Source organism: Pauljensenia sp. OF14-1SRA (genome assembly GCF_027694595.1).
In the GTDB taxonomy this organism is placed as follows: domain Bacteria; phylum Actinomycetota; class Actinomycetes; order Actinomycetales; family Actinomycetaceae; genus Pauljensenia; species Pauljensenia turicensis_B.
The window spans coordinates 47029-60681 of the sequence record NZ_JAQEVQ010000003.1 but is presented as its reverse complement, the minus strand read 5'-3'; the positions used below and the strand labels follow the sequence as shown (position 1 = coordinate 60681).

The window sequence follows — 13653 nt, the reverse complement described above, 5'->3', positions numbered from 1 at the left end:
ATTGTGCGCCGATTGTCTATTGTGTCGCTTCTGAGTGTGGGCGCTTTCACTGTTGCCTTTGCCCTTCAGTCATCGACGCCTTCGACTACTACTGACTTAGTTCTTCCCTCTGACATGGATGTTGCTCCTGCCACGGTTTCCATTGCTGATATTGACGGCATGGAAGACATTGCTGAAGCTCCCATGGAAGAAAAAGTCGCTCCAAGTGAATACGGAACTGGCGAAAGTGAAGATCCGTTCCTTGTTGAGGTTGAACAGCGCTCTCTTTACAGTGCTTCCGAGGTAGTTCCCGAAGAGAACGAAGAATCTGTTCTGCACGTCGCGTCTGATCTTCCTTCAGGTGTTGTTATTGCCGGTGTTGTGTTCGAAGACGGTGTTAAAGGAGGCGCAGTCACGATCGCATACCGAAGCGAAGCCGATGGTATGTGGTCTGACTGGACAGACGTCGAACTTGAGGATGCTGTTGCTGAGACAATGACGCAGAGCACGAATCCCATTTATCTTGAGGATGCCTCGAAAATTGAAGCTGTCGTGAAAGCGGCGCCTGGCACTGATACTGATGTCCAGGCCCTGGGGAACGTTCATATGGCCGTGGTGTACACCGAAACCCAGGAAAATGAACTTGGCTCTGATTCTTCGTTGAAGAAGGTTGACTTTAAGGAACAATCAGACGCGCGTGCAGTGAATACTGTTTTACGAGGTGCTTCGTACAACACTGGAATGCAGGGACTGAATATTTTGTCCCGTGGAGAATACGGTCTGCCGCGGTCGTCAGATTGGACTCTTGAAGCGATTAAGCCTCAGGGTGTTGTTATCCACCACACTGCCTCGGCAAACGACTACTCCAAGGCAGGCGCCGCGGCGGTGGTGAAGGGTATTTGGAATTTTCACGCTAACGTGAATGATTGGGGTGATGTGGGCTACCACTTCCTCGTTGATCGCTATGGCACCGTATACGAAGGCCGCGAAGGATCTTTGACTGGCTTCTACGAAGGCGGTCATGCCTACGGCGCGAACACGAACACGCTGGGCATTTCTGTTGTCGGAAATTTCGTCTACGAAGAACCGCCATATGCAGCTCAGAATTCCGTGGCAAAGGTTGCTGCGTGGCTGTTTAAACGAATCGGTATCGAGGATCCCTACAAGGGCATCTGGGTTCAGGGGCAGCCAGCCGGTGGTCGTTGGATTCCAGCATTGTCGGGTCACCGTGATGTTGGGGGAACAGAGTGCCCAGGTCAAGCGTTCTATGACAAGCTTCCGCGTCTGCGTAAGGTTGTTGCCAGCCTCGTTAAAGGCAACAACGCGTGGATTGACGGAGCAGGCAATGTTCAGGAGAGGCCCAGAGCTGTTTCCGCTGAAGGCGGGCGTCTTTCGGGTGCAGACCGTGATTCCACCGCAGTTGCCATTTCGCAAGCGCGTTTCCCCTCGGGAGCGACGACAGCCTATCTGGTGAACCGTCTGTCGCCGGTTGATGCTATGGCTGCCGGCGTTGTTAAAGACGGACCAATTCTCTTCGCTTCGCGCGGGGGAGTGAAGCCTGAAACAGTCAACGAAATCCGGCGCCTTGGTGTTTCAAAGATCGTCATGGTTGGCGGAACTGGAGTCTTGCCAGATTCGCTCTGGAACTCGCTCCCGGGTGTTTCTCGAGTGCGCTTGGGCGGAACTGATCGTTTTGATACTGCTCGCCGTGTTGCTTCATACGTGTTTCCCACGACATCCGCAGCGGTTTACGTTGCAGATGGCTTGGGCGTGAACGGCGTTGGTTCAGCTGACGCTCTGGTTGCTGCAAACGCCGAAGACGGGCCGATTCTCTTGGCGAAGCCGGGAGTTGGTTTGGATAGTGCGTCTGCTTCTTTGGCCTCAAAGCTGGGCGGAAAGAGGTATCAGCTGGGTTCGGTGTCCCTAGCTGCTGGTGCCACCTCGCTCGGAGGGACAGACCGCTACTCCACGTCGGTTGCTTCAGCGCGTCACTCGTATCCGACAAAGCCTTCAATTGTCTATCTTGTCCGTGGCGATGTTTTCATGGATGGTGTTGCATCAGGCACCCTCACCGATGGTCCTCGTCTGTTGACCGAAACCGCTTCATTGCCCTCCAGCGTCTGCGACTACTTGAAGGACGTTAAACCCAAGAAGGTTGTCGCTCTTGGTGGAACCGGTGCCGTTTCAGACGAAGTTCTCATGAAAGCCCGGATGTGCGCAGCTAGATGACCAGAAACAGCAAAGTGGGCGCGAAAGGAGAACTCCTCACACGCCCACGGTGTTTTTCGGGGTCGCTCGCTCACAAGGCTCACGGGTGTGTGAGCTGACTGTAGATATCCCGTAGTTGCTCGGTTGCGCGTGTGATACTGCGATTCTCTTTGACCCAGCGTGACGCACGCTGAGCACGTTCTTCACGCTCAGACTCGTTCATGCTCAACAGGGCTGTCATCTGGGATGCAAGGGACTGCACATCGCGCTCCCAGGAGAGATGGTCACTCCACGATGGCGCGACCATTTCAGGAGTTCCGCCGACCCGATTTGCGATAACGGGGGCCCCGCACGCTTGGGCTTCAAGAAGGACAAGTCCGGCGGCTTCGGCTCTCCCGTTCGTTGTCCGGGTTGGGAGTACGAGGCCGGTCGCGCAACGCATCCACTGACGGACCTCCTCCTTTGTTGCGCGCCCGAGCGCGTGAATTGATGGGTCGGCGGTCGCGGCCTCGTCGACGTGAGAACGCAGCGGCCCATCTCCGATCAGGACAAGGTGATGGGGGTACGAACTACTCAGGGAATCATGAGCGGAAAGCAGGTCGGGCACCCCTTTGAGCTCGCTCAGCGCTCCGACGAAAAGCAGGATTGGATCATCGGTGGCAAGCGGAGATTGTTCGCCGGCGATGGAAGAAGTGGTGGGAGTCCACCAGTTGGTGTCGACACCTTGGTAATGAACAGTCAGTTTGCGGGCATCTGCTCCAGATTGAACAGCTTTGTCAGCAAGGAACCGAGACACGGCGAGCAACTGTGTAGATTGATGGAACGCAGCCTCAATATTGAGGTCATTCCAATATGCGCCAGCTTTTCTAGGTATAGAGGGAAGATGGATACCAAGGTTGGAATGATGATAGGCATCCCCGCCGTGCAAGGTTGTCACCAGTGGAACACCGAGCTCGCGTGATGCTCGAGCCGCTGGAAGAGACCACGTTGCCTGCTGTTGATGAATGATGTCGGGGTGGCTGGCAACAATCATGCGTGTCATGGCGTGCCCATACGCCCATTTCGCAACGTGTTGAACTGTAGGGGCAAGACGATCAGGAACCACCTGGAGAACAGGAATACTCATCGATGGATCATCGATGCGTGCCGTACGAGTCACGATGGTCCAGTCGATATCCGGCATTGCGAGCGCGTGGGCGGCGGCGAAATACGTGGGAGGAATCGACAGGGTACCTTTGGCAAGCGTGACTTTCATTCGGTATCTGCCTGTTCGCCGGTCATGGGCGCCACGCTACTCGTGCTTGGCGTAACGGGGAGAGACTCCGGATCGTCAGACTTATCCCAGACTCTAGCAACGCGAACTGTGAGCGCGGTGAGGCCGGCAAGTAACAATGCTTGGACGATGGAGACAACCCAGAGGGTGGTGACGATCGAAAAGCCTGCACCACCCATGATATGGATGATTCCAAGGGGAATCGCCGCATACACGCACGCGAAAGCGAGCATCAGACCTTGCCTGTCTGTGACAACGAAAACCGTTGAAATCGGCGATGTTACGACATTGAGCAGAAGCCAGGGGATGAGGGCTTGAGCAATCAACCCAGACTGTTCCCAACCGAACCCCAAATACCAGGGGAACAACGAAGGAGCGATCAAGGCAAGCAGAACGAAGGGACCGATGGAGGCAAAGAAGGATAAACGGATCGACCTGAGGACTGTGGCCAGCAGTGTTCCGCGGGGTGCAAGTGCGAGGGAACGATAGGTCACTTGAGAAACTGCGCTGGTAATCAGAGCTACGGGCGCCTGCATGAGGAGCCACGCTTTGGCAAACTGCCCCTGCGGATCAGCTGAATACCACACGCCAATCAGTAGGACGATTCCGTTGATTCGCATAGCATCAACCAACACATTGGGAGCGTTAAGTAATGGCATTCGCCGGTAGCGGCGCAGGAGTTGCTTCGTGGTGCGTCCGCCAGTCTCGGGGGTAACGAGGCTCGATCGGCCACGATACAGCAGAGCAGAAGTAGAGAGGATCTGCCCGAAGAACTGGCTGAAAATCTGACCCATTAGGGGAGATAAGCCAGCAAACGGGGCTCCGATGCGACTCAACTCAATACCGGCAGAATTGAGCACCCTATTTGATGAAATGGCTGAGAATCGTTCGAGCCGAGTAAGCCAGTAATTCATCACTGACGTGACGGAAAGACACATGACAACAAGGCCTGACCAGCCAAGAATCCCTGCCAATTCCTCGTGGTTTAAAGCGCGGGAAATGGGGCGGGCAAAGATCCAACAGAGTACGGACGTCAGCGCTGAAACGATGGATGTCAGCGTGAGCGAAACGCGGACAAGGCGTCGCGCCTCGTTGTCACGGGCGGGAAGCACGATTGCCATGTCGTATCTGCCAGCACTCACGCCCGCGACAATCTGAGGAACAGCAAGGAACGCAGCAAACGATCCAATATCTTCGGGAGTATAGAGACGCCCGATGATGGGGGTTGTCACAAGGACAATCAGCTGTGCAATGACGGTTCCCGTCAGAAGCGTCGAAATATGTGCCAGCTGAGGATGCTCAGCTCGCATTCGACGCAGGATAGACGAACCCATACGTGCAATTGTGCCATTACGGTGTCCGCTTGGAGTATCAGGGGAGAGTGCTGCACACTTAAAGGGTGAAACGACGACGCTCACCATCGCGATCACAGGCTTGTGTCGTTATTGCGACTCGTACTTTTACGCCTGATCCAGCTGCCGCGGCACTTCGCTTGAGTGCTCTCGCTCGTGCCCTGCATGCACGCGGGGCTAGGGTTCGTGTTTTCACCTCAAAGCCCGAAAAATCACTGCGGAGCCTCCCGCTCCCATCGTGGATGAACGATATCGACGTCAGGCGCTGGCCGGTTCTTCGTGACGCAACGGGAGCAGTACGCGGGTACGTTCCCTATATGTCTTTCGACCTTCCGCTCTTTTTCCGCCTGCTCACGGCGAAGCGCCCAGATGCAGTGGTCAATGAACCGCCACCAACCACCGGTCTTGTTACCGCTATGGCATGCGGTATACGGCGTATTCCTCACATTTACTTTGCAGCGGATATCGTGTCGGACGCAGCACGCGCCCAAGGAACCACTGGACGTGTCGTTGACGCGGTGACGTGGATGGAACGAACCGCTATGAAGCGAGCAACGGCAGTCATCGCCGTATCCCAAGGCGTCGCGGATCGAGTCCAGGCTATTTCAGGTCGGGAAGCGGTCGTCGTCCCCAATGGCATTGACACGACCCGCGATGAAACAAGCGACGGCGAATTGAGTGAGGATCGTGGCCTCGTCCCCGAAGGATTCCCCCAAACCTCAGGCCCCGTCTTCCTCTACGCGGGCACAGTCGCCCAGTGGCTCGCTCCGGAGATCTTTATCGACGCGTTCGAAAAGGTGAAGGAGAAGCTTCCGGAGGCGCGCCTTGTTTATTTGGGGCAGGGGAGTGCGTGGGCGAAGTTGCGTGATCGCGCTCGCGGGATTGCTGGAATTGAATTCCACCCAACTGTCAGTGCCGAGGAAGCCCAACGCTGGTACGCGCTCGCCACTGCGTCGCTTGCCTCGATGAAGCCCGGCGCCTACGACTACGCGTATCCGACGAAGATTTTGTCGTCCCTTTCAGCGGGAACTCCTGTTATTTTTGCTGGTCCCGGGCAGGCTGCGCTCGATGTGGCGGAAGCAAACCTGGGGTGCGCAGTTGATGTAGATGTTGATGCGGTGTGTGATGCGATGGTTGAGCTGGCAACCCTTGATGACAGTGATCCGCGCTGTGATCGTGCGCGTTTACATCGGTGGGTTGTGGACAATCGCTCTGTTGCGGTGTCGTCTGTGCGAGTCGCCGATACGGTGCTCGGCGTGGCGAACGCTTAGCCCCTACACAACGCCAAGCATGTCGCGCATGATTCCACGTGCGACTTCTGCTTCCTTCTCAAAGCAGAGCTCGGGTGCGGCGGTGTGCGAAGCCTGTTTGAATTGGTCAACCACTTCTGGTGTCAGCTGGCGCAGGGAATCAATGATTTGGGGAACTTCGTACCCGGTGGAGATGACGCCCAGCTCATGTTTTTCGAGTAAAGCGATCATTTCAATGCTCGGCCCAATTGCCAGGGCAAGACGCGCCTGCACAAAGTCGAAGAACTTATTGGGTAGCGTGAGGCGCGCGTTTGTTGTCACCGGTGGCATCCAGAATGCGCCAATGTCGTAGGCGTTCAGGGTAGCCGGCAGGTGCGCGGGAGCGACAGGATCGTGGAAACGAACGAGGTTTGAACCGAATGCTCGCGCCTTCAATTCTTTGAGATAAGCGCCCTTATCGCCACCGGGCACCAAGTACAGATCAAGGCTGAAATCGCCGTCCGTAGCAAGGGTTGCGTCGATCGTTGTTTCGAGGCTACGCCCGGGTACTGCCGCACCCGAATGGACGATGCGAAGTGGTCTACTCGTAGGAGTCACCGATGGTGTGAGGTCCGCGAAAGGCGTGGCATTACGCATGAGTTGCGGGCGAACACCATAACGGTGCTCGTAGAGCTTCACAATTTCGGTGCCAACCGTCGTCGCGTGCGCGACCCTGGGAAGATAACGCTCACAGACCGAATCGATCCACGGCGCAACAAGAATCCTCCACGCTGCAACGTGGGTGCGCTCTCCCGGCGCCCACTCGTGCAAGTCAGCCCAGATCGGTGCAGACTGGGCGGCCTCGTACGCAAGCGGAAGTGCGCGCGCATCGTTGGCGATCACTGCGTCAAAGTGACGTGCCCGTAAGTCGTCAATGACTGCGCGTGTGCCGGGGGCTGCCAAGTCCGATGCGCGGTGGCAGTGAAGTGCCAAGCGCACAACTCCCAGAGGAGTTTGGGGTAACGAGGCCGCGCCTGCTGGGATTTCAACATGATGCGTGGAATAGGGCGTCGCAGGACCGTATCCGCAGGTCGTGACGTCACCAAACTCAGCAACGACGCTGAGCTGACGCAGTACGCGGGCATCGCGCATAAGCGGAGAAAAAGAGAGGACCAGAAGCTGGGGACGCGACATGGCATTCATTCTATCTATCTGGCGTGTGCGCCCACGGATACCGGCGCTCCGCGCGTGAATCAGGATAGTCACCCCTTCTTCAGCGCATACTTGAGGGCGAACAGAGCCCTGAAGGAGTGCCCGTGCGTATCGCTGTTGTTGCCCTCGGAAAAATTGGACTGCCACTGGCCGTGCAGTATGCGATGAAAGGGCATGACGTCATCGGCGTCGACGTGAATGAAACGACCGTTGACCTAGTGAATAAGGGTGTCGAGCCTTTCCCAGGTGAAGCGCACCTTGATGAATACTTGCGTGATGTTGTTGCTTCAGGGGGTTTGCGTGCGACTTCGTCGTATGAAGAAGCGATTCCCGGCGCTGACGCTGTTGTCCTTGTTGTTCCGCTTTTCGTTAATGACGAGACGTGGGAGCCGGATTTTGGGTGGATGGATGATGCGACGCGCTCGCTGGCCACCCATCTCACTGAGAACACTCTTATCTCCTACGAGACCACGCTGCCCGTGGGTACAACCCGCAACCGGTGGAAGCCGATGATCGAGTCGATTTCGGGATTGAAGGAAGAGCAAGACTTCCATCTCGTCTTTTCACCCGAACGTGTGCTGACCGGCCGAGTCTTTGCTGACCTGCGTAAATACCCGAAGCTGGTTGGTGGGCTGAACGACGCGGGAACAGCAGCGGGCATTGCTTTCTATGAAGCGGTTCTCGATTTTGATGAGCGCGCTGATCTACCGTTCCCCAACGGGGTCTGGGATATGGGAAGCGCCGAAGCTTCAGAGATGGCGAAACTCGCTGAAACTACCTACCGCGATGTCAACATTGGCTTGGCTAACCAGTTTGCAGTCTATGCGGACAAGGTGGGGATTGATATTGAGCGACTGATCGACGCGTGCAATTCCCAGCCCTACTCGCATATCCACCGTCCGGGTATCGCAGTGGGAGGACACTGTATTCCCGTCTATCCGCGCCTCTACCTGTCGACCGACCCGGATGCGTCGATCGTGCGCACTGCGCGTTCCTACAACGCGACAATGCCGGAATACGTGGTGTCTCGCGCGGAGTCCGTGCTGGGTTCGCTAGCGGGGCTACGAGTTGCGGTTCTCGGCGCCTCGTACCGTGGGGGAGTGAAAGAGACGGCCTTCTCCGGCGTGTTCGCCACGGTCGATGCTCTGCGCACTCGCGGGGCAAATGTCGCCGTTCATGATCCGATGTACTCAGACGATGAGTTACGAGGCTTCGGCTGGGAGCCGTATCATCTGAGGATTGATGCGTGCGACTGTGCCATTGTTCAGGCCGATCATGCACTGTACCGCACGCTAATCCCAGCGGATTGCCCAGGAATTCGTCTGCTACTCGATGGGCGTCGTGTGACCTCACCCGAGTTGTGGGTGGGAGTGCCACGCGTTGTTATTGGTGAATAACGTGCCAGAAAGTCGATGGAGTGCACGTATCCGCTTCGTTGAAATCGAATGAAAAAATGTGAAACACACAAAAATGCGTGACATCACCACGTCACGTGTTCATAATTGTTTACATAAGGCTCATGTTTGAACATGAGTCTCGGAAAACAATTCTTGAACGGATGGCTGATGTCTGCACCACTGTCACACGCACAATTCGATGTTCTTTACGCAGTGAGCTGTAACGAAGGAACGCTCACTCAGCGTGAGATCCAAGCAATGACGGGTATGTCACTAGGACGTGTGAACTCGGCTGTTCGTGAACTTGAAGCGAGAGGATATCTTGCGGCCCGTCAGATCACTGACGCTGGCCTGGAAGCTCTCGCGCCATATGCTGTCGATAACGCAGTCATTATGGCAGCAGGTCTCTCATCACGTTTCGCCCCCATCTCCTACGAACGACCGAAGGGGACCCTGCGTGTTCGCGGAGAGGTTCTGATCGAACGCCAGATCGAGCAGCTCCACGAAGCCGGAATTACAGACATCACCGTCGTTGTCGGTTACAGGAAAGAATACTTCTTCTACCTCGTCGAAAAATACGGCGTAAAAATCGTTGTGAACTCCGAATACGCCACGCGAAACAACAATGGTTCGCTGTGGTTGGTACGCGACAAACTGGCCAATACCTACGTCTGCTCGTCCGACGATTACTTCACCGAGAATCCTTTCGAATCCCACGTTTACCACGCCTACTACTCCGCCCAGTATGTTGAAGGCGAGACCGATGAGTGGTGTCTGACGACCGGTGGCGGCGGTCGCATTACCGGCGTTGACATTGGCGGACATGACGCGTGGATCATGCTGGGCCACGTCTACTTCGACCGTGAATTCTCAGCCACGTTTGTGGAGATCCTTGAGCGCGTTTATCACCTTCCAGAAACCACCCCGAAGCTCTGGGAACAGATCTACGTCGACAACATCAAGCAGTTCTCGATGGTCATTCGCACATACCCTGCTGGCCTGATTAACGAATTTGATTCTCTTGATGAACTCCGCTCTTTTGACCCGTTCTTCATGGAGAATGTTGACTCCGAGATTTTTGACAACATCACGGCAACATTGAACTGCGACGTGAATGATATCCAAGATGTCTACCCCCTCAAGCAGGGAATTACTAATCTGTCATGCCATTTTGCTGTAGGAGACAAAGAGTATGTCTATCGCCATCCGGGTCTGGGAACTGACAAGATCGTGGACCGCCAAGCTGAAAGCGAAGCACTGAATCTGGCGAGTGAACTGGAACTAGACTCGACATTCCTTGCTTCCAACCCGATTCAAGGATGGAAGATCTCTCGCTTTATCCCCGATTGTCGCAACCTTGACGTGACGAATCCCGACGAGCTTCGTCGCGCGATGCAGATGTCCCGACGCCTACATGACAGTGGGAAGACTCTCACTCGCAACTTTGATTTCGTCACTGAAGGTCTGCGATACGAAGAGATTCTGAAACAGTTTGGTCCCATCGACGTTCCTGGATATGAGGAGCTTCGCACCAAGGTTCTTCGGCTGAAGACACACGCCGATGCGGACAACTTCCCGCTGGGGCCCAGCCACAACGATTTCTTCAACCTGAACTTCCTTGTTTCTAAAAACGGGCATCTTGACCTGATCGATTGGGAATATGCGGGGATGTCCGATATCGCTGCTGACTTCGGAACAATGGTCGTCTGTACGACCGATCTCACCGATGAGCTTGCTACCCAAGCCCTCGAATACTATTTCGGCCGAACCCCCACCCCAACTGAGCAGCGTCACTTCTGGTCATATGTTGTCTTTGCTGGGTGGTGTTGGTACATCTGGTCCCTCGTAAAGGAAGCAGAGGGCGACAACGTCGGTGAATGGCTGTACATCTACTACTCGCACGCAACCGGAAAGCTCAACGAATTACTTGCTGCGTACGAGTACGTCGAGCTGGATAACTGAAAAGGAAACGCGCAATGAAGTGGGGTATTTTTTCGGGTGCTCTCTGGGGCTTGGACACGTCGATCTTGGCTCTCGCACTAGTCTTTGTTCCGTTCCTCGATGCGTCAGAATCATCGCTTTCATCAGCGCTACTGCACGATGTGACAGCCGCCCTGGTCCTGCTTGTTTATATGGGCCTGAGAGGTCGTCTGCGTGACTCCTTAGCTGCGGTGAAGACTCAATCGGGTCGAGCCGTCATGCTCGGCGCATTGCTGGGTGGTCCGTTCGGTATGACCGGGTACCTGATTGCGATCAACCACATCGGGCCGGGCTTTACGGCCATCATTTCCACCTTCTACCCGGCCGTGGGTACCGTTTTGGCGTTCGTATTCCTGAAAGAACGTATGAGCCCCAAGCAGATTATTGCTTTGCTCAGTGCTCTTGGAGCCATCGTGATGATCGGCTATTCGTCCACGCAGACGGTTACCGAGGGCAACCCTGTCCTTGGCGTCATTGCCGCTCTTGCCTGTGTTTTTGGTTGGGGCTCCGAAGCTGTTATTCTCGCGTGGGGAATGCGTGACGATGTCGTCGACAATGAGACTGCCCTCCATATTCGTGAAACAACATCGGCGCTCGTGTATGTCATTGTTGTTGCCCCGATCGCTGGGATCGTCGGGTTTACCCTCCGTGCAATCCCGACGGCGGGAACTGGCGTGATCGCGATTGCTGCAATCGCCGGAACGGCTTCGTATCTCTTCTACTACAAGGCAATCGACACAGTCGGCGCCTCACGAGGGATGGCACTGAACATCTCTTACTCTGCGTGGGCGGTGATCTTCGCATTCCTTTTGCAAGGGACCGTTCCCAGCGTCCTACAGATCGTGTGCTGCGTGGTGATCTTGGTGGGCACGGTTCTGGCTGCTACGCCGAACTGGAAGGAACTGTGTTCGCAGTTCAAATAGAATCTTGGTCAAAATAGGTGTGGACTCCCTGTCTGTAGGGAGGCCACACCTATTTGAACGCGAAGTCAGTTCTTTGCCATGATCTGGTTGATGATCGTTGGATCGCCCCAAACGCCGGGGGAGTCATAGGGACGATCGGGGAAGGCGCCGTACTCGAGTGTCAAAGAAAGATTGTTTTCCTTGATGTATGCCTCAACGCGGTCAGCCAATGACATCGGTTGACCCGAGCACGCGTTAATGATGCCCGTGTACTCGGTCTGTGTCACGATCGCGGCAATCTGTTGCGCTAGACCATCAACGGAAATGAAATCGTACAGATTCTTTCCCATGGTGAAGGGGAAAGATGTCTTGCCTTCTTCATCAGCCTGAAGAAGCTTGCCGAAAATGGAATTACCGAATTTGTCATCGCCGACGATGTAGTAGCCGCGGATCCATTGCATCAACGAGCCAGTTTGAGAAGCGCGAATAGCGGTGAGATCACGCAGAGCATTCTTTGCTACTCCATAGAGGGATGCGGGGTGGCAGGGGGTGTCAGCATCAATAGCGCCTTCCCAATATCCGACCTCATGCATTGAGCCCATAACTGCAATTTGAGGCAACCCGCCTTCAAGAAGATGTGAGATGAAGTGGTAGTGGGAAGCCAAATCGTCCACATGCGCCTGAGAATTGTGCTTGAAACCGTCCCTCCAGGCCATGTGAAGCACAACATCGGGCTTGCCTAGCTGCTCGTAGATGTCAGCGTCGCCTGAAAAGATATTGACGTTCAGACGTTTGGCGCGTTCATCGATTCCGTCAAACTTCAAATCCACGACAGAAACATTGACGTCATGCTTCAGTAGAGCGTCGACGACATGGCGACCAATATAGCCACCGGCACCAGTAACGAGAACAGTCTTTCGCATAGTTGTGATGGTATCAGTTGGCTTTGTCATTACCTCGTATAAAACGACCTAAATCAGATACCGTAAGCTGAAAAACATAGGTGAGGGTTCGCGCACTATCTTGGCGTTCCCTGTAGGTTCTGCCGAGATAATAATCGAGCAACTAAGATGGAGTCATCTGAAAGGTAGAAGCCAGATCCGTTGGCTCCCTTCCTCCGAAGAATCTGAGAGATTGAGCTATGCATACCCTCGACATTATGTTGCCGTTTTGGGGCGAACCGTCGTACCTCTTTGAAACAGTAGAGGCCGTTCGTCACCAAAGCGTGGGTGGATGGAAGTTGACGGTTGTTGACGACTGCTACCCAGATCCGCAGGTGGGCGAGTACTTCTCGCGCCTTGATGACGAGCGCGTGACTTATATTCGCAACGAAAACAATCTGGGCATCACCCAGAACTATGAGCGCTGCGTTGAACTTGCTTCGGCGGAGCTCGTTATGTTGCTCGGATGCGATGACGTTCCAGAACGCGACTTCGTCGAACGAATCTTGAAGCTTCACTCTGAATTTCCCTCTGCATCCATTATCCAGCCGGGAGTTCGAATCATTGATGAGAACAGCTCTGCGGTCACTCCTGTTGTCGACCGGGTTAAGTCCCTGATGCGACCTGATGCGCAGCGTCCTCGTCTGTTGTCCGGTGAGGCTCTTGCCGTATCGCTGTTGCGAGCCGATTGGTTGTATTGGCCTTCTCTCGTCTTCAAGCGTGAGGTTTTTGAAACAACGCAGTTCCGTCCGGGTTTCCCGATTATTCAGGATCTTGCGCTTGTCATGGATGTCATCGTAGCTGGAGGCTCTCTGCTCTTCGATCCCTATGTGTGTTTTGCATACCGTCGTCACGCTGAATCTGCATCGTCGACTGCACTTTTTGACGGACGTCGTTTCCAAGGAGAACGCGATTACTTTGCGATTGCCGAGAAGCTCGTATTGAAGAATGGCTGGAGGCGCGCCGCGCGTGCTGCGCGTATTCATTCAACGTCGAGAGCACACGCTCTGACTTTGCTTCCCCAAGCCTTGAAGCGCAAGGATAACGCGGCGCTCTCGCAACTTCTGAAGCATGTGATTTCGTAGCGTGTCAGAGCAAACTGAAAAGGCTGGTGGGTGCTTCTGAGAAGCACCCACCAGCCTTTTTCAGTGAATGGCTATCACTTCGTTGGAAGGCAATG

General features: G+C 54.9%; 10 protein-coding genes. 6 read left to right on the top strand and 4 right to left on the bottom strand.

Annotated features, from left to right (window positions below; translation table 11 throughout):
* The first annotated feature begins 3 nt into the window (after nt 1-3).
* Nucleotides 4-2208 carry a cell wall-binding repeat-containing protein gene (locus PG731_RS02780; RefSeq protein WP_270772004.1) on the top strand — a complete coding sequence of 735 codons (2205 nt, stop codon included), beginning with the start codon at nt 4-6 and terminating at the stop codon, nt 2206-2208.
* Between the two features lie 79 nt (nt 2209-2287).
* Here the strand turns inward: PG731_RS02780 and PG731_RS02775 are convergent, their stop codons facing one another.
* Nucleotides 2288-3442: a glycosyltransferase gene (locus tag PG731_RS02775; protein WP_270772003.1), complete on the bottom strand. Its 1155-nt coding sequence runs from the start codon at nt 3440-3442 to the stop codon at nt 2288-2290.
* The gene (locus PG731_RS02770) at nt 3439-4794 is read right to left on the bottom strand and encodes a lipopolysaccharide biosynthesis protein (protein WP_270772001.1); all 1356 of its coding nucleotides are present in this window, start codon (nt 4792-4794) and stop codon (nt 3439-3441) included. Before PG731_RS02770 ends, PG731_RS02775 begins: the two co-directional genes overlap by 4 nt.
* A 65-nt stretch (nt 4795-4859) precedes the next feature.
* Between PG731_RS02770 and PG731_RS02765 the strand changes: the two genes are divergently transcribed.
* Entirely contained in the window at nt 4860-6083 is a 1224-nt protein-coding gene (locus PG731_RS02765) for a glycosyltransferase (RefSeq protein WP_270772000.1), read from the top strand.
* 3 nt (nt 6084-6086) lie between these two features.
* On the opposite strand, the gene PG731_RS02760 is transcribed toward PG731_RS02765, so the two are convergent.
* On the bottom strand, nt 6087-7235 hold the full coding sequence (locus PG731_RS02760) for a hypothetical protein (protein WP_270771999.1): 1149 nt from the start codon (nt 7233-7235) through the stop codon (nt 6087-6089).
* Nucleotides 7236-7357: 122 nt separating this feature from the next.
* On the opposite strand from PG731_RS02760, the gene PG731_RS02755 reads away from it, so the two are divergent.
* The 3 genes from PG731_RS02755 to PG731_RS02745 all read left to right on the top strand — a co-directional run bounded on the left by PG731_RS02755 (nt 7358) and on the right by PG731_RS02745 (nt 11553).
* Nucleotides 7358-8650 (top strand): nucleotide sugar dehydrogenase, encoded by a 1293-nt coding sequence (locus PG731_RS02755; RefSeq protein WP_270771998.1) that lies wholly within the window; start codon nt 7358-7360, stop codon nt 8648-8650.
* 168 nt (nt 8651-8818) lie between these two features.
* Nucleotides 8819-10612: a phosphotransferase gene (locus tag PG731_RS02750; protein WP_270771997.1), complete on the top strand. Its 1794-nt coding sequence runs from the start codon at nt 8819-8821 to the stop codon at nt 10610-10612.
* A 14-nt stretch (nt 10613-10626) separates the two neighbouring features.
* Nucleotides 10627-11553 (top strand): DMT family transporter, encoded by a 927-nt coding sequence (locus PG731_RS02745; protein ID WP_270771996.1) that lies wholly within the window; start codon nt 10627-10629, stop codon nt 11551-11553.
* 65 nt (nt 11554-11618) lie between these two features.
* Here PG731_RS02745 and PG731_RS02740 read toward each other — a convergent pair whose 3' ends face one another.
* On the bottom strand, nt 11619-12455 hold the full coding sequence (locus tag PG731_RS02740) for an NAD-dependent epimerase/dehydratase family protein (protein ID WP_270771995.1): 837 nt from the start codon (nt 12453-12455) through the stop codon (nt 11619-11621).
* A gap of 218 nt (nt 12456-12673) precedes the next feature.
* On the opposite strand from PG731_RS02740, the gene PG731_RS02735 reads away from it, so the two are divergent.
* The gene (locus tag PG731_RS02735; protein ID WP_270771993.1) at nt 12674-13558 is read left to right on the top strand and encodes a glycosyltransferase family 2 protein; all 885 of its coding nucleotides are present in this window, start codon (nt 12674-12676) and stop codon (nt 13556-13558) included.
* Nucleotides 13559-13653 lie beyond the last annotated feature (95 nt).